Origin of the sequence: Halomonas sp. PGE1 (assembly GCF_013000985.1) — a bacterium.
GTDB classification, from domain to species: Bacteria; Pseudomonadota; Gammaproteobacteria; order Pseudomonadales; family Halomonadaceae; genus Halomonas; species Halomonas alkalicola.
The window spans coordinates 1,970,409-1,996,363 of sequence record NZ_CP053032.1; the positions used below are offsets into that span (position 1 = coordinate 1,970,409).

The following is a 25,955-nucleotide window of genomic DNA, read 5'->3' on the forward strand; positions in this document are numbered from 1 at the left end:
GACGGGTCGTGTCGGGTGGTGAAACCGTGATGGCACAAGACTAGGTCAGGTTGACGTTAACGTAAAGTGCAGCTTTTCACGCTTTAGCAAAAATCCGCGTAAACCCTCGCCCACTCGGGCGGGGATACAAGCGGGCAGCGCGATAGCACTGCTGGGTTTGCAGCACTTGGCCAGTCGGCATAAGCTGTGTATACATCCAGCATCTGGCAGATGGCTATGCTGAAGGCAACGAAGATACGCATCTACCCGACGACCGAGCAGGCGGTGTTCCTGAACCGCCAGTTCGGCGCGGTGCGCTTCGTCTATAACACCGGCCTTCGCATCATGTCCCATCGCTACCAACGCCACGGCCAGTCGTTGAGCGCCAAGCACGACATCAAGAAGCTGCTGCCGGTCGCCAAGACATCGCGCAAGTACGGCTGGCTGAAAGAGGCTGACTCCATCGCCCTCCAGCAGGCGTGCATGAACCTCGATCATGCCTTCCAACGCTTCTTCGATCCCAAGCAGAAGTCCGGCTATCCGCGCTTCAAGAGCAAGCGGGGCAAACAGACCAGCTATCACTGCGTCGGCGTCAAGGCCGGCGACGACTGGATCAAGGTGCCCAAGCTCGGGCCGATCAAGGCCAGGATGCATCGCAAGGTCGAGGGCAGGCTGAAAAGCATCACCCTGACCCGTACCGTCACCGGCAAGCACTACGCCTCGTTGCTGTTTGACACTGAGCAGGCCGCCCCGGCACTGCTGAAGGACGTTGACACCACCAAGGTCGTGGGCCTCGATATGGGGCTGTCGCATCTGGCCATTGACTCCACCGGCCGCAAGATCGCCAATCCGCGCTTCCTCAAGCAGGCGCAGAAGAATCTCAAGCGCAAGCAGCAGGCGTTGTCCCGCACGAAGAAGGGCAGCGCGAATCGGGCCGAGGCACGGTTACTCGTCGCCAAGGCGCACGAGCGGGTCGCCAATGCCCGCCACGACTTCCAGCACAAGCTCTCTCGACAGATCGTTGACGACAACCAAGCGGTGATCGTCGAGACGCTGAAGGTCGGCAACATGATGAAGAACCGCAGACTCGCCAAGCACATCGGCGATGCGTCCTGGTATGCCTTGATCACCAAGCTGGACTACAAGGCCAAGGAGCAGGGCAAGCATCTCGTCAAGATCGACCCGTGGTTTGCCAGCTCCAAGACCTGCCATGTCTGCCAGCACAAGAGGGACGCCATGCCGTTGAACGTCCGGTCGTGGGAGTGCCCGGCCTGCCACACACAGCATGACCGGGACATCAACGCGGCGTTGAACATCAAGCAGCAAGGCATCATCCAGTTGAAGGCGGAAGGGCTGTCCGTCTCTGCCCATGGAGGCTTGCGTAAGTCCGGCACATCGCCGGCTGCTGCCTGAGAAGTGGGAAGCCTCGCCCGTGGCGCGTCAGCGCTTAGGGTGGGGAGCAGTCACACGAATGTCGGACGGTGGCACTGCCACGACGACCGTTTCGATACGGCAGCATTGAAACGATAGGATTGAAACGACAAGGGCAGCCCGGTGGGCTGCCCTTGTCGTTGTGCGCCAGGCATGGCGCGTAGCACCGATAGGTGCTGTTCCCGAGGGTGGTGCCTCGGGATGACTTGGGGGTGAAAGTCCCCTGCGGACCCTGATAGCGGGAACCGCTAGCCGAACAGCAAGGGTGTCCGCCGCGAGGCGGAATCTGAAGGAAGCTGAAGGCAAACTCCCGGCCTGACGAACAGGAATCGCATATGAGGCAGCCACATCTGGGCGAGAGGGCAATGACACTCGAAGCCCAATAGCTATCCGGAAGATGTGGAGGTAAATGCGGCGGGTAGATGGGAGGAAGGTCGCGCGTCTTACCCTGGGAGGTCTGGTGGTCTGCCACGGTGCTACCGGCGCCGAGAGGCGACGGGATGGGCCACCAGACGTCAGCAGAGGCCATAGTAAGTGCTGGTTCACCGCGGCACCAAGGGCCGAACATGAAGAACCGCGAGTAGGCGATGATGTCTCGAGGATCGATCATGAAGGCAGAAAGTGGCGCTGATACCGCCACCCACCCAGAGGGGCAGGGGCGGAACCCCGAGTCCCAGCCGGTGGGCGTCGAGACGATCCCGGCGTCGTCATCGTGGACGAAAGCGGAGCCCGCCCCGCTCATGGAGGCCGTGGTAGATAAGGCCAACATGGAGCGGGCTTACCGAAGGGTGGTCGCCAACAAGGGGGCGCCGGGTGCCGACGGCATGACGGTCCACCAGCTGGCCGACCACCTGAAGGAATGCTGGCCAACGCTGCGCGAGCGGTTGCTGGCCGGTGAGTACCACCCCAGTCCAGTCCGAGCCGTCGAGATCCCCAAGCCCAAGGGCGGGACGCGACAGCTCGGCATCCCCACGGTCACTGACCGGCTGATCCAGCAGGCGCTGCTGCAGGTGCTGACGCCGATCTTCGATCCGGGGTTCTCCGCATCGAGTTATGGCTATCGGCCCGGGCGCAGTGCCCAGCAGGCCGTCTCGGCGATGAAGGCCCATGTCACCGCCGGCCACCGCTGGGTGGTCGACCTCGACCTGAAAGCCTTCTTCGACCGGGTGAATCACGACCTGCTGATGGCGCGGGTCGCGCGCCGCGTCCGCGACAAGCGAGCGTTGCGCTTGATCCGGCGCTATCTGGAAGCCGGGATGTTCCAGGACGGCCTGGTCGCGCCACGCCGGCAGGGCACGCCCCAGGGCGGACCACTCAGCCCGCTGCTGGCCAATATCCTGCTGGATGACGTGGACAAGGAACTGGAACGCCGCGGCCACCGCTTTTGCCGCTATGCCGACGACCTGCAGGTGTATGTCAGGAGTCGGCGAGCGGGCGAGCGCGTCATGGCCAGTCTGAGTGATTTTCTCGAGAGCTCACTCAGGCTGACGGTCAATCGCAACAAGAGTGCGGTGGATCGACCCTGGCACCGGGGGTATCTGGGCTACACGCTGACCCGGCACAAGCGGCCGAAGCTGACGCTGGCCAAGACCAGCCTGCAGCGCCTGATGCAGCGTGTCCGCGAGATCCTCAAGCGTGGCAGGGGGCGCAACATACGGCGCGTTATCGAAGAGTTGACCCCGGTCCTGCGGGGCTGGGCCAACTACTTCTCCTTCGTCGACGTAAAGCGCCCGCTGGAAGTGCTGGAGGGTTGGATACGTCGCCGACTGCGTTGCGTGATCTGGCGGCAATGGAAACGCCCGCGGACACGGCGCCGCAAGCTACGGGCGCTGGGTCTGGACGACCATCGGGCGTGGAAGTCAGCGGGAAACGGGCGAGGCCCTTGGTGGAACGCCGGCGCCTCGCACATGAATCAGGCCTTGCCACGGAAATGGTTCGAGCAGCAGGGCCTGATCTCGGTACTCGATACGGTCAAGAGGGCTTAGTCGTTCTTCGTGAACCGCCGTGGTACGGAACCGTATGCCCGGTGGTGTGAGAGGACGGGGGAGGCGACTCCCCCTCCTACTCGATTTCTGTGGTTCGGCTCGCTCAGCCGGCCAGCCACTGGATCAGCTGGTGATAGAGCGGGATGCCGATGATCACGTTGAGCGGGAAGGTGAAGCCCAGGGCGGCGAGCATGGCCAGGCCGATGTTGGCCTGGGGGATGGCGGTGCGCATGGCGGCTGGGGCAGCGATATAGGAGGCGCTGGCCGCCAGGGCAGTGAGGATCAAGAGCGAGCCGGCGGGCAGGCCCAGTGCCAGGCCCACGGCCAGCCCGACCAGCGACAGCACCAGGGGGGCGACCAGGGCGAAGGTGAGCAGGCGCCAGTGGAACCAGGGGATGGGGCGCAGCGTCGCGGCGGCGGTGAGGCCCATCTGCAGAAGGAAGAGGGCGAGCACGGCGTGGAAGGCGCTGGTGAAAAGCTCCGTTACGTTGGCGCCCTCCTGGGGGCCGTACATGGCGCCGATCACCGCGCCGCCGGCCAGCAGGATCACCCCGCGGTTGGTCAGCGTCTCGTGCCAGATCCCCTGCATCGCTTCCCCGGCGGCCTTGCCCGCATGGCGGCGATAGAGGGCGATGGCCACCATGATCGCCGGCAGCTCCATCATCACGAGATACAGGGTGACCTCGGCGCCGATCGGCAGGTTGCGCCCCTCGGCGAAGGCCAGGGCCACGGCGAAGGTGCCGGCACTCACCGAGCCGTAGTGGGCGGCGATGCTGGCGCTATCGGCAGGCGAGAGCCGAATCAGCCGGCGCAGTATCGGCATCAGCGCCAGGGGGATCAGCGCGCCCAGCGCGGCCACGGCGAGCAGTTCCGGTACCAGCGACCAGCCGAGGTTGCCGTAGAGCGCCATGCCGCCCTTGAGGCCGATGGTCAGCATCAGCAGCAGGCTCAGGGTGTCGTAGGCGGCCTTGGGAATGGTCAGGTCGGACTTCACCACCCCGGCCAGCAGGCCGAGCAGGAAGAACATCACCACGATATCGGGCATCAGGAGCGTCTCTTGCAGCGGTCAGGGGAAACGGTCGGCATTGTCGGAAAGTCGCATCATTGATACCAATTAAGATTTCGCGAGTGCATCATGGATGATTATCTATGGATCGAGGCGAGGAGGGCGTCCCATGAACATTCGACACCTGACGTTTCGACTGCTGCAGGTGCATGTGGCGGTGGTGCAGGCGGGCTCCATCAGCGAGGCGGCGCGACGCCTGCACCTCACCCAGCCCACCGTCTCCCAGCAGCTCAAGCGGCTCGCCGAGGCGGTGGGAGAGCCGCTGCTCGAGAACCGCCAGGGCCGGCTGGCACCCACCGAGGCGGGCCTTGAGCTCTACCGCGCCAGCCGCGAGGTGCTCGGGCGCTTCGCCGACTTCGACGACTACCTGGCGGCGCTGCGCGGCGGCGAGCGGGGGCGCTTCTCCATTGCGCTCGTCAACACCGCCCAGTACGTGCTGCCGCGCCTGCTCGGCCCCTACAGCCGCGCCTTCCCCGAGGTGGACGTTACCGTGCACATCGGCAACCGCCGCCAGATGCTGACCCGCTTCGAGCGCCAGGAGGATGACCTCTACGTCTTCAGCCACCCGCCGTCGCTGGCCCACGCCCTGGCCGGGCGCTTCCTGCGCAACCCGCTGGTGGCGGTGGCGCCCCGGGGGCATCCCCTGGCGAGGCGCGAGCGTATCGCCATGGGGGAGCTTCTGGAGGAGCGCTTCCTGCTGCGCGAGCCGGGCTCGGCCACGCGGATGCTCTTCGAGAGCTGGTTGCAGGAGCAGGGGCTGACCCTGGGGCCGACCCTGCAGATGGCCAGCAACGAGGCGATCCGGGTCGGCGTGGCCGCCGGCATGGGCCTCGCCGTGCTCTCCGAGCACGTGCTGCCGCCGGAGCACCCTGACCTCGTGATCCTGCCGGTGGAGGGGCTGCCCATCGAGAGCCACTGGCAGTTCATCGTGCGCCGCGACCGGCGCCTCTCCCACGCGGCGCTGGGCTTCCTGCGCTTCGCCGAGGGCCACCTCGGCGAATGCGTGGAGCCGCGCTTCCTGAGCAATGAGCTCGAGGGGCTGCTGGGGCGGTTTGCGGAGTCAGGCCATAATAAGGGGCGTTGGCGTTGGGAAAGAAGAGCGGCTCGCCGTTGACGGTGAAGTCGGCGATGGCCTGCTGGCCCTGCTCGGAGAGCAGCCACTGGTGCCACTGCACGGCCAGGTCGTGCTTCAGGTGGGGGTGGCGCTCCGGGTCGATCAGGATGCTGCCGTACTGGTTGAAGAGCGCCTCGTCGCCCTCGAAGAGCAGCGCGAGCGACTGGCGGTTGTCGAAGGCGACCCAGGTGGCGCGGTCGCTCATCACGTAGGCGTCCATGGCGGCGGCGGTGTTCAGCGTCGGGCCCATGCCGCTGCCGAGTTCGCGGTACCACGCCCCCCCGGGCTCGACGCCCGCCGCTTCCCAGAGGCGCAGCTCGGCGCGGTGGGTGCCACTGTCGTCGCCGCGGGAGGCGAAGGGCGCCTCGGCCTCGGCGATCCGGCGCAGGGCCTCGGTCACGCTCTCGGCCTCGGTGATGCTGGCGGGATCGCCATCCGGCCCGATGATCACGAAATCGTTGTACATCACGTCGGCACGCTCGGTGCCGTACCCCTCCGCGACGAAGGTCTTTTCGCCAGCGGTGTCGTGGACCAGCAGGCTGTCGGCGTCGCCGCGCCGGGCGATCTCGAAGGCCTGGCCGGTGCCTACGGCCACCACTCGCACCTGGATGCCGGTGGCCTCGGAGAAGACCGGCAGCAGGTGGCCGAAGAGCCCGGATTGTTCGGTGGAGGTGGTCGAGGCCAGGGTGATGTAGCGCTCGCCGTCCTGGGCCTGGGCGGCCAGAGAGAGGCCCAGCAGGCCGATGGCGGTCAGAGCGATGCGTGCCTTGTGCTTCATGGTCGCTTCCTTGTCATTGTCGGGAGGTTTGCCGGGATGGCACGAAAAGCCAGGCTAGAGGACCAGCTCCCCGCGGATGAAGGCCCTCGCCTCGCGTGAGGAGGGAGCCGTGAAGAAGGTGGCGGCGTCGGTGTGTTCGATCAGTCGCCCGGCATTGAGCAATACCACGTCATCCGCCAGGCGCCTGGCCTGGTGGAGGTCATGACTGCTCATCACGATGCGCGTGCCGGCAGCGTGGAACTCCAGGACCGCATCCTCCACCGCCTTGATGGCCGCTGGGTCCAGTGCCGAGGTGGGCTCGTCGAGGAACAGCACCTCGGGGCGCGTCAGCCAGGCGCGGGCCAGGGCGAGGCGCTGCTGCTCGCCGCCAGAGAGTACCCGGGCCGGTCGCTTCTCGAGGGCGGCGAGGCCGAAGCGTTCCAGGGCCTCGCGAGCCAGTAGCCGACGCCGGGACCGGGGGGTGTCGTTGACCGCCAGCGCGTAGGTCAGGTTGGCAAGTGCCGAGCGCTTGAGCATCACCGGCCGCTGGAAGACCATCGCCTGGCGGGGCGTTGGCCCTTCCCACCGTAGCCGTCCCGAGCTGCTGGTCAGCAGGCCATGGGCCAGGCGCATGAGCAGGCTCTTGCCGGCGCCGTTGGGGCCCATCACCAGGGTGCGCCGACAGCCCCCCAGACGCAGGTCCAGCGGTCCGAGGAGGCGCTGGCCACGATGGGTGAAGCTCACTTCGTCGAACACCAGGGCCGGGACCTCGGTCACGAAGCATTTCGGCATGTCGTTCATCCCAGCCGCCTCCGCGCCGTCTCGCCGACCAGATAGGCGGCAGCATTGACCAGCAGCACCAGCCCGAGCAGCACCAGGCCAAGGCCCAGGGCCAGCGGCAGGTTCCCCTTGCTGGTCTCCAGCACGATGGCGGTGGTCATCACCCGGGTGACGCCGTCGATATTGCCGCCGACGATCATCACCGCCCCCACTTCGGCGCTGGCGCGGCCGAAGCCCGCCAGCACCACGGTGAGCAGCGAGAAGCGCGCGTCCCACAGCAGGGTGGGGATCATGCGTGGCCGCGAGACGCCGAGGGAGCGCAGCTGCTCGCGGTACTCGCTGTGGAGCTCTTCGATCTGCTGGCGGGTCAGGGCGGCGATGATCGGCAGGATCAGGATCACCTGGGCGATGACCATGGCGGTGGGGGTGAAGAGCAGGCCGAACTGGCCCAGGGGGCCCGCCCGGGAGAGCAGCAGGTAGACGGTGAGCCCCGCCACCACCGGCGGCAGGCCCATCAGCGCATTCAGCGCCACGATCACAGCGCCGCGCCCGGGGAAGCGCCACAGCGCCAGCGCCGCGCCCAGCGGTAGGGCGAGCAGGGCGGCGATCAGCACCGCGCTCAGCGAGACCTGCAGCGAGAGCGCCACGATGCCGAGCAGCACCGGGTCCATGCCCAGGATCAGGGCGAGGGCGGTCTGGAAGGCGTTGGCGTCGGCAGGCATCGTGTTCTCCTGTGGTCTCGTTGCATCATGTGCGTTGAGAGGGAGCTTCGCATCTCACGATGGAATTTATGCAGTCTTGCGCATGATAACGTCCAGGCTGGTGCCGAGACCGCCAGCCCGCCGAGAAGGGAGAGACCCATGGAGCGAGCGCCCCACGCCTACCTGACCACCGCCGAGGCCGCCGACTATCTGCGCCTCAAGGAGCGCAAGGTCTACGATCTGGTGCGTCAGGGTGAGATCCCCTGCGTGCGGGTCACCGGCAAGCTGCTCTTTCCCCGCCAGAGCCTCGACCTCTGGCTGATGAGCCACCTGGAGGGGGACCAGGCGAGTCGGCGTCTCGTGCCGAGTGTCCTGGCGGGGAGCCAGGACCCCCTGCTGGAGTGGGCCGTACGCGAGAGCGGCTCCCAGCTGGCGCTGCTCTGCCACGGCAGCGGCGACGGCGTGCGGCGGCTGCTGGCCGGCGATGCCATGCTGGCCGGCCTGCACCTGATCGACCCGGAGAGCGGGGGCTACAACGAGCCGGCGAGGCTGGGCCTGGGTGGCATGCGCGACCTGGTGATGGTGCGCTGGGCCTGGCGCCGCCAGGGGCTGCTGCTGGCGCCGGACAACCCCCTGGGAATTGTCGAACTCGCCGACCTGGCCCGGCCTGGGGTGCGGGTCGCCTATCGTCAGCCGGATGCCGGGGCGGAGCGACTGCTGAACGTGCTGCTGGCACGAGAGGGGATGGACCGTCAGCGCCTGACCCTGGCCGAGCACCCTTCGCTCAGCGAGGACGACCTCGCCCTGTCGGTGCGCCAGGGCGAGGCCGAAGTCGGGCTTGGAGTGGAAGCGGCCGCCCGCCGCCAGGGGCTCGCCTTCGTGTCGCTGCACGCGGAGGCCTTCGACCTGGCCCTGAGGCGGCGCAGCTACTTCGAGCCGCCGGTGCAGCGGCTGCTGGCCTTTGCCCGGGGGCCGCGTTTCGCCGAGCGTGCGGAGGCGCTGGGCGGCTACGACCTGAGCGAGCTCGGCCGTGTGGTCCACAACGCCTGAGCGCCGCCGAGTGCCACGGCGGCGCTGCACGCCAGAGCCGCCGTGGATCAGGCCGGAGCATTGGCACGGTCGGGGCACCGCCCGGGTCGCCGGCTGGTTTGACCCGCCAGCCAGGCGACGAGATGGTCGCTGAGCTCGCGGGCGTCGTCATCGGCGCCGTGGATGGCCCCCGACTTGCGCCGACGCATGAAGGGCAGGCCCATGGCGTAGAGCCCCGGCGCACCCTCGATCACCCCGCCGTGATGGCGAAGCCGACCCCTGGCATCGAGCACCGGGAGCCGCAGCCAGCTGAGGTCGGGACGAAACCCGGTGGCCCAGACCACCGTGCGGATCTCGCCGGCGGCCAGGTCGAGGCCGAGGCAGGGGCGCGTCGGCAGCCGGGTGGGCGCCGGGCGTTCGGGGGCGGGCAGGGCTTCGTGACAGCCGTGGGCCAGCGCCCAGGCGTCGAGGTTGTCGAGCAGCCGGGTGAGCTTGAGATCCGCCGCGGCGCAGTGCATGGCCAGGGAGCCGGCGAACTGCAGCCGGGTGCCCGACAGGCCCGCGAGGCGCCCCACCAGGCGCACGCCGCGCTCGCTCAGGGCGTTGAGGTCCAAGTCGCGGGGCGAGGGGCCGCCCACCAGCTGCGGCGAGGGGGCCCGCCGCGCCCGGGCGATCTCCTCCACCTCGTCGAAGCGCTGGTCGAGCAGGCCGGCCCGCTCCAGCCACCACTGGATGTCGCGTCCGCGGTAGCGCCGCGGCAGGCGCAGGTGCTCACCCACCGCCAGGGTCACCGGCCGGCCGCTGCGCTGGAGCTCGTCGGCCAGCTGCACGCCGGTGGCCGCGGCGCCCACCACCAGTACGCCGCCCGGCGGGAGTTGCGCCGGATGGCGGTAGGCCAGTGGGGTCAGGCTCTCGATCCAGGGCGGCAGGGCCGCGGCCAGGGTGGGCACCACCGGCAGCTGGGTGGCGCCGGTGGCGATCACCACCGCCCGGCAGCGCCAAGCCCCTCGATCGGTCTCCACCCGATAGCCGTCGTCCAGGGCCCGTACCGCTGTCACCCGGGTGCCGGTGTGGATCGGCGAGCCCAGCTGCCGGGCGTAGCCCTCCAGCAGCGCGATCAGCTCCGGCATGCCCATGAAGCCCTCCGGGTCGGGGCCGGTGTAGGGCTGGCCGGGCAGGCGACACTGCCAGTTGGGGGTGAGCAGGCGCAGCGAGTCCCAGCGCTCGTGGCGCCAGGCGTGGGCCACCTCGCCGCGCTCCAGGATCACATGGTCGATGCCGCGCCGCGCCAGGTGGTGGCCCATGGCGAGCCCGGCGTGTCCCGCGCCGATGACCAGGACGGTCACGGCGCGGGCCGGGCGTTGCAGCGGGCGATACGGGAGGTGTAAGCGCCCCGGGATCATTTCACGCTCACCATGACGTGGGTGGGATTGGTGAGCAGGTCGTAGACCGCCGAGCGCTTCTGGGACTGGGCGACCAGCGCCTCGATCTCCGCGCGGCTGGCGTCGGCGTCGATCTCGTAGACCACCTGGATGTCGTCGAAGCCGTTGCGCACCTCGGGGTCCATGCCCAGGATGCCCTGGATGTCCATGCGCCCCTCCACGCAGGCGCGGACCGAGCGCAGCTGGATACCGCGTTGATGGGCAACGGCGGCGATGCCGGCGGTGAGGCAGCCAGCCAGGCCCACCAGCACGAACTCCACCGGGGTGGGGCCCTGGTCCTCGGCGGCGAACACCTCGGCGCCGGTGGTGATGTTCGCCCTTGAGTGGTGCGAGTTCTGCTGGTCGGCCCGCAAGCTTTTCGCCCGGCTGGGCGTCGAGGTGCACAGCGTCGATCTCGATTCGGTGGCCTGCCAGGCCGGCGACATCGGCGGCCGGGTGCGGCCGGTGCTGGCCGCGCGCACCGGGGCCGCCACCATCCCGCAGATCTTCATTGGCGGGCGCCTGGTGGGCGGCTGCAGTGAGCTGTTCGAGGCGTGGCGGAACGGCTCGCTGACCGAGCGCCTGGCGGCCTGCGGCCTCCGCGTCGATCCCGAGGCCGCTTTCGACCCCGACGAGCTGCTGCCCCGCTGGCTGCACCCCCGTGCCGCGACGGCCTAGGTGCCGACCGCTACCGCGCCGGCCGCGAGAAGGCCTCGGGCCGGCTGTCCCTCTCCGACTGTCCTTCTTCAGGAGCGCGTGTCATGACCTTCATCCAGACCATCCCGCCCGAGCGGGCCGACGAGGCGGTAGGCGAGATGTACCGGCGCCAGGCGGCGCACTTCGGCTACCTGCCCAACTATGCAAGGGCCTTCAGCCATCGCCCTGAGGTGATGGCGGCCTGGGCGGCCCTGCTGGCGAGCATTCGTCGGCACGTCGCGCCGCGTCGCTTCGAGCTGGCCACCCTGGCTGCGGCCAGCGTGCTCGGCAGCAGCTACTGCGCCCTGGCTCACGGCAAGGCGCTGGGGCAGTGGCTCGACGACGAGACGGTGGCGGAGATTGCCGGCGGTCGCGAACCTTGCGGCCTCGATGCGGCGGAGCGGGAGCTGCTGGCGTTTGCGCGCCGGGTCGCGGGGGATGCCAGCCGGGTCACCGCCGATGACGTCGAGCGCCTGAGGCGCACGGGCCTGGCCGACGACGAGATCTTCGACCTCGTGGCGGTGGTGGCCGGGCGGGCCTTCTTCACCAAGGTGCTCGACGGCCTGGGGGTCGAGCCGGACGCCGCCTACCGCGAGCTGCCCGCTCCGCTGTGCGAGGCGCTGACCGTGGGGCGGCCCATCGCCACACCCGCCGCGGGATAGGCCCCGCGGCGGCGGCCGCCTCAGAACGAGCCGACCAGCGTACCCAGGGCGATCAGCAGCACCAGCGAGAGGATCGGGACCACCACGGCCACCACCGCGATATCCAGATAGGCCTGGCGATGGGTCAGGCCGCAGATGGAGAGCAGCGTGATCACCGCGCCGTTGTGGGGCAGGGCATCCAGCCCGCCGGTGGCGACGGCCGTGACCCGGTGCAGCAGCTCGGGGGCGATGCCGGCGGCCTGGCCCATGGCCAGGTAGGTGTCGCCCAGCGTGGCCAGGGCGATGCTCATGCCGCCGGAGGCCGAGCCGGTCATGCCCGCCAGCAGGTTGACCGCGATGGCGAGAGAGATCAGCGGGTTGTCGCCGCCCACCGAGGTCACCCAGAGGCTGATTGCCTCGAAGGCTGCGAGCGAGGCGATCACCGAACCGAAGCCGACCAGGCTGGCGGTGTTGAAGATCGGCAGCAGCGAGGCGTTGGCGCCGCTGTCCAGGGTGGTGGTGAGCGACTCGAGGCGCCTGAGGTTAGCGACGATGATCACCGCGATGGCGATCACCAGGGCGGCGATCACCGACCAGACCCCGCGCACCGACTCGATGCTGGTTGCGCCATAGGCCGGCTCGGCGAGATACCCCGTCTCCATGGCCGGGATCACCACCGCGGTGAACAGCAGGTTCAGGGCGATCACCAGCACGATGGGCAGCAGCGCCAGCGGCAGGGGGGGCAGGTCGCGTACCGCCGGCGGCGGGGTCATCTCGGCCAGGTCGAAGCCTTCGCCCGCCGCGCGCTCCCGCAGGTGGCCGGCGGTCGGCGCATTGTCCTGGTGCTCGCCGTAGCCTTCGCCGGCCAGCCGCGCCTGTCGCGCCCGACGGTTCAGCCAGGCCTGTCCCAGCACCAGCATGACCATGCCGGTGAGGATGCCGAGGCCCGGCGCGGCAAACGGCGAAGTGCCGAAGTAGGGCATGGGAATGGCGTTCTGGATCGCCGGCGTGCCCGGCAGCGCGGTCATGGTGAAGGTGAAGGCGCCTAGGGCGATGGTGCCGGGGATCAGCCGCTTGGGCAGGTTGGCCTGGCGAAACAGCGCCGCGGCGATCGGGTAGACCGCGAAGGCCACCACGAACAGCGAGACGCCGCCGTAGGTCATCACCGCACAGGCGAGCACCACCGCCAGGATGGCGCGGGCGTCGCCCAGGCGCTTCACGATGGCGCTGGCCAGTACCTCGGCGCTGCCCGAATCCTCCATCAGCTTGCCGAAGATCGCCCCCAGCAGGAACAGCGGGAAAAAGCGGAGGATGAAATCGCTGGCGGCCCCCATGAAGACCTGGGTGTAGCTGGCCAGCAGGGGCGTATCGACCGAGGCCAGCGCCACCAGGGCCGCCAGCAGCGGGGCGAGGATCAGCAGGCTTAGCCCGCGGTAGGCCAGGACCATCAGCAGCACCAGCGCCACGACAATCGCCATGATGCCGGTCATCGGGCGTCTCCCCGGTCGGGTGCCGTTTCGGTTCGTAAGGGGGAATAGCGTGCCATGCCTGCTCCTGCTCATCCGTGAATGCTGTAGTGCAGTATAGGCATCAAGGTGGCGGTTGTCTCCCGCCTGGAGGCAACCTGGGCTGTCAGCGCCGCCGGTCAGCCCTGCCGTTCAGAGGCGTCCCTCAGCAGAGCCGGCTGCCCAGCAGCAGCTGGGCGGCGTCGAGGTGGTGCCAGCCCCACCAGACCAGGGCGAGGGCCATGGCGGTCAGAAGGGCGGCGGCGATCGGCAACAGGAGTGAGCGACTCATGCCTCGGCCTCCGTGGGAGCGGGGCGGCTGACCGGCCGCTCGCTGATGAACCAGTGCAGGGCGGCGGCCACCACCGAGAGCAGGATGGCGATGTTCCATACCACAGCGTAGTCGCCCTGCAGGTCGTAGAGGAAGCCCCCCAGCCAGACCCCCATGAAGGAGCCGAGCTGGTGGAAGAGGAAGACGATGCCGCCCAGCATGGAGAGGTGCTGGACGCCGAATACCGAGGCGACGATGCCGTTGGTCAGCGGCACCGTGGAGAGCCACAGCAGGCCCATGGCGATGCCGAAGAGGTAGGCGCTGCCGGGGCTGAGCGGCGCGACCAGGAAGAGGGTGATGACCACGCCGCGGATCAGGTAGAGCCAGGTGAGCAGGCGCGGCTTGGAGTAGCGCCCGCCGAGCCAGCCCGCGGCGTAGGTGCCGAAGATATTGAACAGACCGACCAGGGCCAGCACGGTGCTGCCGACCTGCACGGCGATGCCGCTGTCGAACAGGTAGCCGGGCAGGTGCACGCCGATGAAGACCACCTGGAAGCCGCACACGAAGAAGCCCAGGCAGAGCAGCCAGAAGCCGCGATGGTTGGCGGCCTCGTTGAGCGCGGCGCCCAGGCTGATATCGCTGGCGGCCTTGGCCGAGGGGCGGTCGCGCAGCATGGCGCCCAGCGGCAGCATCAGCGCGGCGATGGCGCCCATCGCCAGCAGCGCCGCCGACCAGCCGAGCCACCCCATCAGGCCGAGGGTGCCGGGCAGCATTGCGAACTGGCCGAAGGAGCCGGCGGCGCTGACGATGCCCATGGCCATGCTGCGCTTCTCCGGGGCCACCGCGCGGCCCACGGCGCCGAGGATCACCGAGAAGGTGGTGCCGGAGAGCCCCAGGCCGATCAGGATGCCGGCGGAGAGGGTCATGCCCAGCGCCGATTCCGAGAGGCCCATGAACAGCAGGCCCAGGGCATAGAGGGCGCCGCCGACCACCACCACCCGGGCGGCGCCGAAGCGGTCGGCCAGGGCCCCGGCGAAGGGCTGGGAGAGCCCCCACAGCAGGTTCTGCAGGGCGAGGGCAAAGGCGAAGACGCCGCGGCCCCAGCCCAGCTCGGTGCTCATGGGCTCGAGGAACAGGCCGAAGCCATGGCGCAGACCCATGGCCAGGGTGACGACCAGGCTGCCCAGCACGATAAGCAGCAGGGAATGACGGCGCACGCTCTCCATGGGAGGTCCCGTTTGCAGACTAATGATAGGCCTACTATGCGACGGGCGTCGCCGCTTGGCTACTGTCGCTGACTGGCGACGCCGCTGTCGTCGACGCGCCACATGGGCGCGGGTCCGGCGCTTGGCTAGAATAGGTTTCCATGAAGTTCCCCTGAAGATAACAAGGAGGTCCTATGTCTCGGCGCCTGTATTTTCCCCTCATGTTGGTGGCGGCCAGCCTGGTCATGGCCGGCTGCAGCTATACCCCTGCCCGCATCAAGTCCGAACCGCTGATCGTCATCGATGACGACCGGGGCGGCCACTCACGCGGCGGTCGCTTCTGCCCGCCGGGGCAGGCCAAGAAGGGGCGCTGCTGAAGCCGCGGCCGCGAGGTTGCACGTTATTTCCCCGCTCCGGTCTGGCGATTGGCCGGCGGCGGGTTCAAGGTTATAGAACACTGTTTGCGTTTCGCCGGCCCGCCAGAGGCCACCGTCATCCGCGATGATGGGTAGCGACACCGAACCGGGAACGAAGGGAGCCCCTTTTCTCGACTGCCTTGCGAGGTAACCCCATGAGGACTCCCGTGCGCTTGCTGATGCTGGCCATGGTGGCATCTACCCTGACCCTGGCGGGCTGCAGCTATACCCCTGCCCGAGTCGAGACGCGTCCGCTGATCGAGGTGGACGGCTACAGCGGCCATCGCCACTACCGCGGGGATGATCGTCGCTACTATCGCGATCGCCACCGGCGGGTGGAGCGGCACTACTACTATGACGACCGTCGCCACGACCGCCGCGGCAGGGGCTTCTGTCCGCCCGGGCTGAGGATGCAGGGGCGCTGCTGAATGCCCCGGTGACCTCCCTTCGGGTCTTGATCCGGCACCGCCCTCGGGCGGTGCCGGCGTTTCTGTGCGCGGTCTCGCCCTGTCAGTGCGTCAGCGCTCGGAAAGTGCCGCCTCCAGGGTGGCGAGCCGCCCCGGCACCAGGGCGTCTTCCACGGCGGTGATGCGCAGCACATGGCCCAGTGCCGGGTCGGCCGGGCGGGCGATCAGCTTGCCCTCGTCGAGCAGGGCGCCGTGCAGCTGGCCGGCCAGCTCGGCGCTGGCCAGGCGGATGCCGACGAAGTTGGTGGCGCTGGGCAGCACCTCGGCCCCCAGTTCGCGCAGGTGGGCCGCCAGCCGCTCGCGTCGCTCCCGCACCGCCGCCACGTGGGCGCTCACCTCGGCGGGGGCGTCCAGCACCACCTCGGCGGCGGCCTGGCTCAGGGTCGACACCGCGTAGTGGATGCGCACCTTCATCATCATCGCCAGCGTCTCGGGCTCGGCGATGGCGTAGCCGACCCTGAGCCCGGCCAGGCCATGGGCCTTGGAAAGGGTGCGCAGCCGGATCACTCCGGGCAGCACTCGCCGCCCGAACTCGCCGTCGGCATCCTCGCGAAAGTCGTGATAGGCCTCGTCCAGCAGTAGCCAGCAGTCGTCGGGTAGCGCGTCACGCAGCGCCAGTACGTCGGCGTCGCGATGCAGGTGGCCGCCGGGGTTGTCGGGATTGGCCAGGTAGACCAGCCGGGCCCCCTGCTCGCGGGCGGCCGCGGCCAGGGCGTCGAGATCCGGTGCCAGGCGGCCGGGCCCCTCGTCGTAGGGCACCTCCGTCAGCCGGCAGCCGTGGCCCCGGGCGAAGTAGGCGAAGGTGGGGTAGGTGCCGGTGGTGCTCACCACCACGTCGCCCGCGGCCGTGGCGGCGCGCAGCGACAGCGCGATCAGGCTGTCGGCGCCGGCGTCCACCAGCATCGCCTCCAGGGGAATGCCCTTCTGCTCGGCCAGGCGCCGCCGGATGCCCAGCGCCTCGGCGTCGCCGTAGCTGTAGACGTGGGCCGCCATGGCATCGCCGAAGTGCTCGCGCAGGGCGCGGTGGGGCATGTCGAGCCCCTCGTTGGAGCCGAGCTGGTGGGGGATCTCGCGGCCCAGGCGGCGTTCCAGCACGCGCACCCCGGGGAAGGGGTTGTGGGGGCCGTCACCGGTCAGGTGGTCGGGAAAGCGGGGCATGCAGAACTCCCAGTCAGTCGTCGTGTATGGGTGTCAGGGTTCGAGCTGATAGGTCAGCCAATCGGTGCGGGTGGCGTGACGGTCATAGACGCCGCGGGCACGGTAGTTGTGCTCGCGGGTGATCCAGCGCACGAAGGGCCAGCCCTGGCGGCGAGCCTCCTCGCGCAGCTCGTCCAGCATCTCGTCCACGGCGCCGCTGCCGCGATGGGCGGGGGCCAGGAAGAGGTCGTCCAGGAAGCCGATGGTGGCACCGCGCAGCGGCGATGGCATGGCGCGAAAGTGCATTAGGCCGATGGCCTCGCCGTCGGCGGTGCGGGCCAGCAGGCCCTGCAGCGGCGAGTCCGGCGACTGGATCCATCCCCATACGGTATCAAGGATCGTGGCGTCCATGGGCATGCCGTAGTACTCGGCATAGCCGCGATACAGGCGCTCCCAGTCGGCGCGATCGGCGTCCTGCGGTACGGCGATGGTCAGGGTCATGGGCTTTTCCTCTTTTGCAGCATCACGATTGCCACGGCGGCCAGCGTCAGCTGCAGGGCAAGAAAGACCTTGGCGCTCAGCGGCTCGCCGAGCAGCAGGATGGCACTGGAGACGCCTACGGTCGGAATGATCAGGGTCGAGATGGTGGCCTGTGCCACGCTCAGCCGATTCACGTTCATGAACCACAGCATCTGGGCCAGGGTGATCGAGAACAGCAGGTGATAGCCCAGGGCCAGCCAGGTGCTGGCCTGCCAGGACGCCGGAGGCGGCGGTGACTCCGTTATCACCATCATCACGAACATGGGCAGTGCGCAGATCACGAACTGCCAGCCGGTGATCACCACCGCATGGCTCTGCCAGACGCCACGCTTCTTGATCAGCACCGTGCCGAGCGCCCACGAAAGCGCCGCACCCAGCATGATCAGGGGCCCCGTCAGCCCCCGGGTGCCGCCGGCCAGTGCGGTGGGGCCCAGCAGCACCAGCAGGCCTGCCTGGCCGCACGCCAGCCCCAGCCATTGGCGGCGCGTGATGCGCTGGCCAAGCAGCCACCATCCCATCAGCAGCGCCCAGCAGGGCATGCTGAAGGCGATGATCGCGGCCTGGGAGGTGGGCATTCTGAGCTGCGCGAAGGCCGTGGCCAGGTTGAAGCCGAGGATGGTGAAGAGCCCCGTGGCGATGAGCCAGGGCCACTCGTCGGCCGGAACCCGGAGCGGCAGCCGTCGCCACCTGGCCCAGCTCAGCAGCAGCAGTGCTCCCGTCGTGAAGCCGATCGTTCTCAGGGTGAAGGGCGGCACGTCCATCAGTATGAACCGTACCGCCGGCCAGTTGCCGCCCCAGAACAGTCCAATGGTGGCGATCAGCAGCAGCGCCGTGAGTCGCTCGCTATGGCGCAGCCGGGCCAACTGCGCGCGGGCAATGGTCAGGCTCATTCGGCGATGTCCGGCAGCACCTTGTGCCGGTTCAGCAGCCCCTTGGGATCCAGGGCCTGCTTCAGGGTGCGCATCAGGGTAATCTCTTCGGGGGACCGCGAGAGGTGCAGGTAATCGCGCTTCTCGATCCCGATACCGTGCTCGGCCGAGATGGAACCGCCCAGCGCGGCCAGCGGTTCGTAGACCAGCGCCTCAACGGCGCGGCGTGTCTCGGCGTCGTCGCGGCCGGTGCCCACGGTGACATGCAGGTTGCCATCACCCAGGTGGCCGAACACCACGATGCGTCCCTCGGGCCAGCGTGCGCTCACGGCCCGCTCCAGGGCTTGCACATAGTCCTCCATGTCGGCGATCGGCAGGCTGATATCGAAGGCGAACCGCGGCGCGATGTGGTGAAGCAGGCCCTCGATATCCTCGCGGATGGCCCACAGACGCTCGCGCTGCTGCTCGGAGCTTGCCACCGCGGCATCGCTCAGCAGCCCGGCCTCGAAGGCCGACTCGATCGCCATTTCGAAGCGCTGGGCGCTCTCTGTCGCCTCGCTGCCCAGGCTTTCGATCAGCGCAAAGAAGGGGTAGTCGGACGGCAGCGGCGGCGCATGGCGGCCGCTCTCCTCGGTGAGCAGGGCATAGTGGCTGCGCCACATCACCTCGAAGGCGCTGAGCTGCTCCCCGAGCGTTCGTCTTACATGCTGGAGCAGCCCGGTGAGCGCCGTAAAGTCTGCGCAGGCCACCAGGGCGGTCTGGGACACCGGCTGCAACGGCTGCAGCCGGAGCACCGCGCGGGTGATGATGCCGAGCGTTCCCTCGCTGCCGATGAACAGCTGCTTGAGGTCGAAGCCGGCGTTGTTCTTGAGCATCCGGTTCATGGAGCTGACCACACGGCCGTCGGCCAATACCGCCTCCAGCCCCAGCACCTGCTGGCGCATCATGCCGTAGCGGATCACCCGCACGCCGCCTGCATTGGTGGCGATGTTGCCGCCGATGGTGCAGGAGCCACGTGCCCCCAGGTCGAGGGGGAACTGCATGCCGGCTTCCATGGCCGCTTCCTGCACGGCCTGCAGCGGTGCTCCGGCCTGGACGGTCAGGGTGCCGCCGACCGGGTCCAGCGCCTCGATGGCCGTCATGCGCTCCAGCGAGATCACCAGCTCATCGGCATCCGCCTCGGCGCCATGCACCAGGCCGGTCAGCCCGCCGTGGGTGACCACGGGCTGGCCGGCGGCATGGCACTTCGTCATCACGGCCGCCAGCTCCTCGGTGGAGGCGGGACGCAGGATGGCTGCGGCGCGACAGGGCGCGCCGCTCATCCAGTCCACCCGCCTGGCGGCAACGTCATCGCCCCGCAGCACATTCGCGGGCCCCACGATCCCCTCGATCGCCCTCAGCAGTGATTCCATTCTCCCCTCCTGGCGGATCAGTCGGCTTGCCGTGCCGAGCTCATGCGGTCTCGAGGGCTTCCGGCCGGCCGGGAATGGCCTCGAGCAGCTGGCGGGTGTAGGCCTCCCGCGGCGCCAGGAAGACGTCCCGGGCCGGCCCCTGCTCGACGATCCGCCCATGCTGCATCACGATGATGCGGTCGCAGATCTGGGCGGCCACGCGCAGGTCGTGGGTGATGAACAGCAGGGACAGCGAGAGCTTCTGCTTGAGCTCCTCGAGCAGCTCGAGGATCTGCGCCTGGATCGACACGTCGAGCGCCGAGACCGCCTCGTCGGCCACGATCAGCTCCGGCTCGAGGGCCAGTGCCCGGGCGATGCCGATGCGCTGGCGCTGGCCGCCGGAGAACTCGTGGGGGAAGCGGTCGGCGGTACCGCCCAGCCCGACCAGTTCGAGCAGAGCGTCGGCCTGTGCCATCGCCTTGGCCCTGGGCACGCCATTGGCGAGCGGCCCCTGGGCGATGGCGTATCCCACCCGGTGGCGAGGGTTCAGCGAGGCGTAGGGGTCCTGGAAGATCATCTGCACCCGGTGGCGCTCGCGGCGCAGGGCCTCCCCCTTGAGGTTCATGAAGTCGGTGCCGGAGAGCTTCATGGTGCCGCTGTCCGGATGTTCGAGACGGACCACGCAGCGCCCCAGCGTCGACTTGCCGGAGCCCGATTCACCGACGATGCCGATGGTCTCGCCCTTCACCAGCGAGAAGGAGACATCGCGCAGGGCATGCACCTCCCGGGCCGGTTTGAAGAGCCCGCCGCGGGAGCGGAACACCTTGTTGAGGCTGTCCACCTCCAGCAGCGGCGTGTCGGTCTCGGCCCCGCGGGCCTCGGGAATCACGTCGCTGGGGATCGCCTCGATCAGCGCCCGGGTGTAGTCGTGCTGGGGGTTGTCGAGCACCGGCCTGGCATCGCCGAGCTCGACGATCTTGCCGTGGCGCATCACGCAGACCCGGTTGGCGATCTCGGCCACCACTCCGAAGTCGTGGGTGATGAACATCACCGCCATGCCGCGGCGGCGCTGGAGGTCGAGGATCAGCTCCAGGATCTGGGCCTGGGTGGTGACATCCAGGGCCGTGGTCGGCTCATCGGCGATCAGCAGCTCCGGCTCGAGTGCCAGGGCCATGGCGATCATCACGCGCTGTCGCTGTCCGCCGGAGAGCTGGAAGGGATAGGCGCGGATGGCTTTCTCGGGTTGCGGGATGCCGACCTCGATCAGCAGGGCCAGTGCCTTCTCCTGCCGCTCGCGGCCGCTCAGCATGCCGTGAGCCTCGAAGACCTCGCTGATCTGGGCTCCGACCCGCATCAGCGGGTTCAGCGCGGTCATCGGCTCCTGGAAGATCATGCCGATACGCAGGCCACGCAGTTGACGATGCTGCTTCTCGGTGAGGGTCAGGAGATCCTGGCCATCGAAGAGTGCCTCGCCGCCCACCGGGCGGACGCCCTTGGGCAGCAGGCCCATGATGGCGTTGGCGGCCATCGACTTGCCGGAACCTGACTCACCGACCACGCAGAGGATCTCGCCACGCTTCACGTCGTAGCTCACGTCCTCCACGGCATAGGCGCGGTCGGCGCCCTTGGGCAGGGCAATGGTCAGATTGCGCAGGCTCAGCAGGGGACTGGAGGATGTCTCGTTCATGGGATTCCCCTCGCTCAGGAGCGCTCGCGGCTCAGTTTCGGGTTCAGGGCGTCATCCAGCCCCTCGCCCACCAGGTTCAGGGCCAGCACGGTCAGCAGGATCGCCAGGCCCGGGAAGAAGCTCAGCCACCAGGCCTGGCGAATCACCGTGCGCGCCGCCCCGATCATGTAGCCCCAGGACATCACATTGGGGTCGCCCAGGCCGAGGAAGGAGAGCGACGATTCCAGCAGGATGGCCGTGGCGACCATCAGCGAGGCCAGCACGATGATCGGCGACAGGGTGTTGGGCAGGATCTGGCGAAGGATGATGGTGCGGTTGGACTGGCCGACGAGGCGTGCCGCCTCCACGTACTCGCGATGGCGCAGCGACATGAACTCGGCGCGCACCAGGCGGGCGACGGGCGGCCAGCTGACCAGGGCGATGGCCACCACGATGGAGGTGACGCTGGGCTGCATGATCGCCACCAGCACGATGGCCAGGGCAAAGTTGGGAATGGTCTGGAAGAACTCGGTGAAGCGCATCAGGGCGTCATCGATCAGGCCGCCGTAGTAGCCGGCCACGGCGCCGAGCGGAACGCCGATCATCAGTGCCACCAGGGTCGAGACCAGCCCGATCAGCAGTGACACCCAGGCGCCATGCATGAGCCCAGCGGCCACGTTGCGACCCATGGTGTCGGTACCGAGCGGAAAGCCGTCGACTTCCAGGGGCGGCAGGAAGGGCCGCTGGACCATGCGCCAGGGCGACTCGGGGAAGAACAGGGGGGCCGTGATGGCCATCAGGATGATCGTGACCAGGATGATCAGCCCGATCAGGGCTCCACGGTTCTGGGCAAAGCGGGCGAAGAAGCTCATGAGGCCTCCTTGATGCGCGGATCGGCCAGGCGATAGACGAGATCGGTAAGGATGTTGAACACGATCACCAGGGCGGCCGAGAAGAAGAAGATCCCGAGCAGCAGGTTGTAGTCACGCTGCATCAGCGCCTCGTACATCAGGCGGCCGATGCCGGGCCAGGCGAATACCGTCTCGGTGAGGATCGCCCCACCCACCATCTGCCCGGCCTGTAGGCCCGCCAGGGTGATGATCGGCAGCAGGGCATTGCGCAGAATATGTCGCCGCTGAATGATCCGTGGCGAGAGCCCCTTGGCGCGTGCCGTCTTGACGTAGTCCTGCTGGCTCGCTTCGAGCATCGAGGTGCGGGTCATGCGGGTGTAGATGGCCATGAAGAACAGGGCGAGGGTGGTGGCGGGCAGGATCAGGTGCTTGCCGACATCCAGTGCCAGGGCCAGGCCGGTGTAGCCGGCGCCAACGGTGTACATGCCATAGGCGGGCAGCCAGTCGAGATAGACCGAGAACAGCACCACGGCCATCAGGGCGACCCAGAACAGCGGGGTGGCATAGAAGAGCAGGGCGAGTGCCATGATCAGCGAGCCGGAGGGCTTCTTGGCCCGAGCGGCGGCCAGGGAGCCGGCCAGGATGCCCAGGGCCAGCGACAGCACGAAGGCGGTACCGGTCAGCAGCAAAGTGGCGGGCATGCGCGCCATGATCAGGTCGAAGACCGGCATCTGCTGGCGGTAGGAGTAGCCGAAATCGAGCATGGCGATCCCGGAAACGTAGCGCCAGAGCTGGACATACATCGGCTGGTCGAGACCGAACTGCTCGCGCAGCTGGCGAAGGAACTGCTCATCGGTGGCTCCCGCTTCCCCGGCCAGCACGGCCGCGGGATCCCCGGGAGCCATATGAATCAGGAAGAAGTTGAAGATGACGATGAGAAACAGGACGACGACGGCTTTCAGCAGCCGCATGACAATCAATCTGGCATAGAGCATGCCATTACCCCCGTGGCAACATGGTGCAGGTGTGGGGCGGCACGCGGCCGCCCCACCCGAGCTCAGCGGTGTAAGTCAGCCGAACTCAGCGATCAAGCCAGGCGTTCTTGAAGCCGTCGTTGAGGCCGATGCCGGTGGTCACCAGGTCCTGCACGTCACAGCGATAGATGGTCGGGAAGCCGAGCTCCAGCAGCCAGCCCACCGGGACGTCCTCGTGGAGCAGCTCCTGGACCTCCTGGTAGTAGATCTCGCGCTGCGAGTCCGGGTAGGCGGTGGCGGCCAGGTCGAACAGCTCATCGACGCGCTCATTCTCGTAGCCCTGGACATTGTTCCAGGGAGAGCCCTTGGCGATATTGCTGGAGATATAGGTGCGCGAGATGCCCAGCGCCGGGTCGCCGTACTGGAAGAGGTAGGTGAAGGCGAGGTCATAGTCCCAGTCGCCCAGGCGCTGGTTCCAGCCGCCCACGTCGGTGGACTGGGTGCGGACGTTGATGCCCACCTCACGCAGGTTCTGCTGCACGGCTTCGGCCCAGCGGACCCAGGTCTCGCCGTAGGGGATCGGCAGCAGGCGGACCTCCTCTCCGTCATAGCCCATCTCGGCGAGCAGCTCCCGAGCGCGCTCGGGGTTGTGGTCGTAGGGGGGCAGGCTGTCGTCCTGGAAGCGTGCGTTGGAGCCGAAAGCGGACAGCGGCACGTTGCCGAGGCCATTCCACAGCACGTCACGGGCGAACTCGCGATCCATGGCGTACATCACCGCCTGGCGGAAGCGCTTGTCGGCAGTGGGGCCCTCGCGATTGTTCATCCACAGCATGGCGAAGGGGCTGAAGTACTCGTGCCCGGCCTCGGTGCGGCAGGTGTTGTCCAGGGCGCTCAGGCGCGGGATGTCGAAGTTCTCGACGGAGTTGGCCGGCAGCACATCGACGCGACCGTTCTCATAGGCCACCGCCCGGGAGGAAGCATCGGGGATGATGTGCCAGTTGATGCCGTCGAGGTAGGGCAGGCCCTCCTCGTAGTAGTCGTCGTTGCGCACCAGCTGGATGACGCTGCCGCGATCCCAGCGCTCGAACTTGAAGGGACCGGTGCCGATCGGGTGGCTGTTGGCCGGGTTGTCGCGGAAATCGGTGCCCTCGTAGATATGCTTGGGCATCATCGGCATGGTGCCCGCCTCGAAGGAGAGCAGGAACGGCCCGAAGGGGTTCTTGAGGCTGAAGACCACGGTGTGGTCATCCGGCGCCTCGATGCTGTCGACGTGAGCCAGGATGGTGCGAGTCCGCGGGTTCATCTCACGCAGGTAGACATCCGTGGAGAAGACGACGTCGGCCGAGGTGAAGGGCTCGCCATCGTGCCAGGTCACGCCCTCGTTGAGGTGGAAGGTGTAGACGAGACCGTCATCGCTCACTTCCCAGCTGTGGGCGAGCTGAGGCATCGGCTCGAGGTCGGTGCTGTAGCGCAGCAGGCTCTCGTAGATGTTGCCGGAGACGGTCTGGGTCGGCGCATTCTGGTGGATGCCGGCGATGATCCCCGGGGGTTCCGGTTGCAGTACCGTGTTGATGACGCCGCCCGAGCGTGGCTCTGCCAGCGCCGCGGTGGAGGCCAGGGTGGCGGCCGCGATGGCAATGGTCAAAGGCTTCTTCATGGTCTTCCCCGTTGAGTTATGGCTTGTTGGTGGGTCAGGTCGACTCTTGCGAGCCTGGATGAAAACGAGCGATCAGCGCCGCCTCATGGCCGGCTCGCCGCCCGCAGCACTGCATCGCACAATACCTGGGTGGCGATGGCGCAGTGTTCGGGTTCTGCATACTCCCGCTCGTTGTGGCTGATGCCTTCACGGCAGGGAATGAACAGCATGGCGGTCGGCGTCACATAGCTCAGGTTGACGGCGTCATGGCCGGCACCGCTCATCATGGTGAAGGGGTCCAGGCCGTGGGCACGCGCGGCTGCCGACAGATCGTCTACCAGGGTGGTGTCGAAGCGCGTCACCGGCATGTGCCAGAGCTCCTCGACGCGGGCCGTGACCCCCTCGCGCTCGGCCGCGGCAGCTACATGGTCGCGCAGCAGGCCATCGAGCTCCGCCAGGCGGGCCTCGTCCGTATGGCGCACATCGACGTTCAGGAGCACCTTGCCGGGAATGACGTTGCGCGAGGGTTCGGCAACCTGGAAGTCCCCGACCGTCAGGCGGGACATGCCCTCGACGTCAGCCAGGACCGTCTCGCGCATGGCCTCGATGAAGGCGGTGGCGGCCAGCAGCGGGTCGTGTCGGTAGCTCATGGGCGTGGGGCCCGCATGGGCGGAGTCGCCCGTGAACTCGATGTCATACCAGCGCAGGCCCTGGACGCCGCTGACCACGCCGATGGGCAGCGCCTTGCGCTCCAGGACAGGGCCCTGTTCGATGTGCAGCTCCAGGTAGGCGCCCAGGGGCAGGTCGTCGCGGGTCAGGCTCCCCTTGAAGCCCGAGTGATCCAGCGCCTCGCCAAGGGACATGTCCGAGCGATCCCGGGCGTTGCGGAAGGCCTCCAGAGAGAGACGGCCACTGTAGACGCCGCTGCCGCCCATGGCAGGTGCGAACCGGCTGCCTTCCTCGTTGGTCCAGACGATGAGCTCCAGGGGGCGCTGCGTGGTGATGCCCGCCTCATCCAGGGTGCGAAAGATCTCGAGCCCCGCCAGCACCCCCAGGATGCCGTCGAATCGCCCGCCCAGCGGCTGGGTATCCAGGTGGCTGCCGATGCCGATGGGGGGCAGGGAGTCATCACGGCCCGCGCGGCGGATGAAGAGGTTGCCGGCCTGGTCGGTGCGCCATTCGCACTTCAGCGCATCGGTCCAGGTGAGAAGCTGCCGTCTGCCGGCGATGTCCTCATCGCTGAGGGCCAGGCGTCGACTGCCGCCATTGGGCGAGGGGCCGATCCGTGCCATGTCCATGAGAGAAGACCAGAGCCGCTGGCCGTCGATGTGTGGGGCAGGGGTGACGCTCATGCCGCTTGTCTCCATGGCAGGGGGGAAGAGATGAGATTGCGTTGAATGTCCAGCCCCGGGCGGCTGGCGTATTCT

General features: G+C 68.2%; 25 protein-coding genes and 1 pseudogene. 8 read left to right on the top strand and 18 right to left on the bottom strand.

Annotated elements, in window-relative coordinates:
• Window positions 1-210: 210 nt before the first annotated feature.
• Together HIR79_RS09270 and ltrA are read left to right on the top strand one after the other, a co-directional pair.
• The gene (locus tag HIR79_RS09270) at window positions 211-1,392 is read left to right on the top strand and encodes an RNA-guided endonuclease TnpB family protein (protein WP_249322100.1); all 1,182 of its coding nucleotides are present in this window, start codon (window positions 211-213) and stop codon (window positions 1,390-1,392) included.
• Window positions 1,393-2,018: 626 nt separating this feature from the next.
• The gene (ltrA, locus tag HIR79_RS09275; RefSeq protein WP_211620692.1) at window positions 2,019-3,395 is read left to right on the top strand and encodes a group II intron reverse transcriptase/maturase; all 1,377 of its coding nucleotides are present in this window, start codon (window positions 2,019-2,021) and stop codon (window positions 3,393-3,395) included.
• A 103-nt stretch (window positions 3,396-3,498) separates the two neighbouring features.
• Here ltrA and HIR79_RS09280 read toward each other — a convergent pair whose 3' ends face one another.
• Window positions 3,499-4,440: a sodium-dependent bicarbonate transport family permease gene (locus HIR79_RS09280; RefSeq protein WP_169958121.1), complete on the bottom strand. Its 942-nt coding sequence runs from the start codon at window positions 4,438-4,440 to the stop codon at window positions 3,499-3,501.
• A gap of 130 nt (window positions 4,441-4,570) precedes the next feature.
• Between HIR79_RS09280 and HIR79_RS09285 the strand changes: the two genes are divergently transcribed.
• A complete protein-coding gene (locus tag HIR79_RS09285) occupies window positions 4,571-5,575 on the top strand; it encodes a LysR family transcriptional regulator (RefSeq protein ID WP_169958122.1) in 1,005 nt (334 codons plus the stop codon).
• Between the two features lie 19 nt (window positions 5,576-5,594).
• Here the strand turns inward: HIR79_RS09285 and HIR79_RS09290 are convergent.
• The 3 genes and pseudogenes from HIR79_RS09290 to HIR79_RS09300 form a co-directional block, all read right to left on the bottom strand.
• A pseudogene (locus HIR79_RS09290) lies at window positions 5,595-6,353 on the bottom strand (ABC transporter substrate-binding protein); the annotation flags it as partial.
• Window positions 6,354-6,407: 54 nt separating this feature from the next.
• Window positions 6,408-7,133, bottom strand: a complete 726-nt coding sequence (locus HIR79_RS09295; RefSeq protein ID WP_249322101.1) for an ATP-binding cassette domain-containing protein — start codon at window positions 7,131-7,133, stop codon at window positions 6,408-6,410.
• Entirely contained in the window at window positions 7,130-7,834 is a 705-nt protein-coding gene (locus HIR79_RS09300) for an ABC transporter permease (RefSeq protein ID WP_169958123.1), read from the bottom strand. Before HIR79_RS09300 ends, HIR79_RS09295 begins: the two co-directional genes overlap by 4 nt.
• A 138-nt stretch (window positions 7,835-7,972) precedes the next feature.
• On the opposite strand from HIR79_RS09300, the gene HIR79_RS09305 reads away from it, so the two are divergent.
• Window positions 7,973-8,863, top strand: a complete 891-nt coding sequence (locus HIR79_RS09305) for a substrate-binding domain-containing protein (RefSeq protein WP_169958124.1) — start codon at window positions 7,973-7,975, stop codon at window positions 8,861-8,863.
• 47 nt (window positions 8,864-8,910) lie between these two features.
• On the opposite strand, the gene HIR79_RS09310 is transcribed toward HIR79_RS09305, so the two are convergent.
• Together HIR79_RS09310 and HIR79_RS18380 are read right to left on the bottom strand one after the other, a co-directional pair.
• Window positions 8,911-10,188 carry an NAD(P)-binding domain-containing protein gene (locus HIR79_RS09310; protein ID WP_249322102.1) on the bottom strand — a complete coding sequence of 426 codons (1,278 nt, stop codon included), beginning with the start codon at window positions 10,186-10,188 and terminating at the stop codon, window positions 8,911-8,913.
• Between the two features lie 53 nt (window positions 10,189-10,241).
• A complete protein-coding gene (locus tag HIR79_RS18380) occupies window positions 10,242-10,577 on the bottom strand; it encodes an OsmC family protein (RefSeq protein WP_249322103.1) in 336 nt (111 codons plus the stop codon).
• A gap of 16 nt (window positions 10,578-10,593) precedes the next feature.
• Between HIR79_RS18380 and HIR79_RS18385 the strand changes: the two genes are divergently transcribed.
• Both HIR79_RS18385 and HIR79_RS09325 read left to right on the top strand, forming a co-directional pair.
• On the top strand, window positions 10,594-10,941 hold the full coding sequence (locus HIR79_RS18385; protein ID WP_249322104.1) for a glutaredoxin: 348 nt from the start codon (window positions 10,594-10,596) through the stop codon (window positions 10,939-10,941).
• Between the two features lie 83 nt (window positions 10,942-11,024).
• The gene (locus HIR79_RS09325; RefSeq protein WP_169958128.1) at window positions 11,025-11,621 is read left to right on the top strand and encodes a carboxymuconolactone decarboxylase family protein; all 597 of its coding nucleotides are present in this window, start codon (window positions 11,025-11,027) and stop codon (window positions 11,619-11,621) included.
• 20 nt (window positions 11,622-11,641) lie between these two features.
• On the opposite strand, the gene HIR79_RS09330 is transcribed toward HIR79_RS09325, so the two are convergent.
• From HIR79_RS09330 to HIR79_RS09335, 3 genes are all read right to left on the bottom strand, one after another.
• On the bottom strand, window positions 11,642-13,090 hold the full coding sequence (locus HIR79_RS09330) for a GntP family permease (RefSeq protein WP_169958129.1): 1,449 nt from the start codon (window positions 13,088-13,090) through the stop codon (window positions 11,642-11,644).
• A gap of 181 nt (window positions 13,091-13,271) precedes the next feature.
• Window positions 13,272-13,397 carry a hypothetical protein gene (locus tag HIR79_RS18655; protein WP_258306303.1) on the bottom strand — a complete coding sequence of 42 codons (126 nt, stop codon included), beginning with the start codon at window positions 13,395-13,397 and terminating at the stop codon, window positions 13,272-13,274.
• The gene (locus HIR79_RS09335; protein WP_169958130.1) at window positions 13,394-14,602 is read right to left on the bottom strand and encodes an MFS transporter; all 1,209 of its coding nucleotides are present in this window, start codon (window positions 14,600-14,602) and stop codon (window positions 13,394-13,396) included. Before HIR79_RS09335 ends, HIR79_RS18655 begins: the two co-directional genes overlap by 4 nt.
• Before the next feature lie 173 nt (window positions 14,603-14,775).
• Here HIR79_RS09335 and HIR79_RS09340 point away from each other — a divergent pair, with 173 nt between their 5' ends.
• Together HIR79_RS09340 and HIR79_RS09345 are read left to right on the top strand one after the other, a co-directional pair.
• Window positions 14,776-14,958, top strand: a complete 183-nt coding sequence (locus HIR79_RS09340) for a hypothetical protein (RefSeq protein WP_169958131.1) — start codon at window positions 14,776-14,778, stop codon at window positions 14,956-14,958.
• A 194-nt stretch (window positions 14,959-15,152) separates the two neighbouring features.
• On the top strand, window positions 15,153-15,425 hold the full coding sequence (locus HIR79_RS09345; RefSeq protein WP_110070409.1) for a hypothetical protein: 273 nt from the start codon (window positions 15,153-15,155) through the stop codon (window positions 15,423-15,425).
• 90 nt (window positions 15,426-15,515) lie between these two features.
• Here the strand turns inward: HIR79_RS09345 and HIR79_RS09350 are convergent, their stop codons facing one another.
• The 9 genes from HIR79_RS09350 to HIR79_RS09390 form a co-directional block, all read right to left on the bottom strand.
• Window positions 15,516-16,622: a pyridoxal phosphate-dependent aminotransferase gene (locus tag HIR79_RS09350; protein ID WP_169958132.1), complete on the bottom strand. Its 1,107-nt coding sequence runs from the start codon at window positions 16,620-16,622 to the stop codon at window positions 15,516-15,518.
• A gap of 33 nt (window positions 16,623-16,655) precedes the next feature.
• Window positions 16,656-17,102: a GNAT family N-acetyltransferase gene (locus HIR79_RS09355; protein WP_169958133.1), complete on the bottom strand. Its 447-nt coding sequence runs from the start codon at window positions 17,100-17,102 to the stop codon at window positions 16,656-16,658.
• Window positions 17,099-18,031: a DMT family transporter gene (locus tag HIR79_RS09360; RefSeq protein ID WP_169958134.1), complete on the bottom strand. Its 933-nt coding sequence runs from the start codon at window positions 18,029-18,031 to the stop codon at window positions 17,099-17,101. The genes HIR79_RS09355 and HIR79_RS09360 overlap by 4 nt, the downstream gene beginning before the upstream one ends.
• Window positions 18,028-19,422: an FAD-binding oxidoreductase gene (locus HIR79_RS09365; protein ID WP_169958135.1), complete on the bottom strand. Its 1,395-nt coding sequence runs from the start codon at window positions 19,420-19,422 to the stop codon at window positions 18,028-18,030. The genes HIR79_RS09360 and HIR79_RS09365 overlap by 4 nt, the downstream gene beginning before the upstream one ends.
• Window positions 19,423-19,462: 40 nt before the next feature.
• A complete protein-coding gene (locus HIR79_RS09370; RefSeq protein ID WP_169958136.1) occupies window positions 19,463-21,088 on the bottom strand; it encodes an ABC transporter ATP-binding protein in 1,626 nt (541 codons plus the stop codon).
• Window positions 21,089-21,102: 14 nt separating this feature from the next.
• Window positions 21,103-21,939, bottom strand: coding sequence for an ABC transporter permease (locus HIR79_RS09375; RefSeq protein WP_169958137.1), 837 nt, complete (start codon window positions 21,937-21,939; stop codon window positions 21,103-21,105).
• Complete coding sequence (locus HIR79_RS09380) at window positions 21,936-22,913, bottom strand: ABC transporter permease (RefSeq protein ID WP_169958138.1); 978 nt, start codon at window positions 22,911-22,913, stop codon at window positions 21,936-21,938. Before HIR79_RS09380 ends, HIR79_RS09375 begins: the two co-directional genes overlap by 4 nt.
• 85 nt (window positions 22,914-22,998) lie before the next feature.
• Entirely contained in the window at window positions 22,999-24,549 is a 1,551-nt protein-coding gene (locus HIR79_RS09385; RefSeq protein WP_169958139.1) for an ABC transporter substrate-binding protein, read from the bottom strand.
• Between the two features lie 83 nt (window positions 24,550-24,632).
• Entirely contained in the window at window positions 24,633-25,880 is a 1,248-nt protein-coding gene (locus tag HIR79_RS09390; RefSeq protein ID WP_169958140.1) for a M20 family metallo-hydrolase, read from the bottom strand.
• Window positions 25,881-25,955 lie beyond the last annotated feature (75 nt).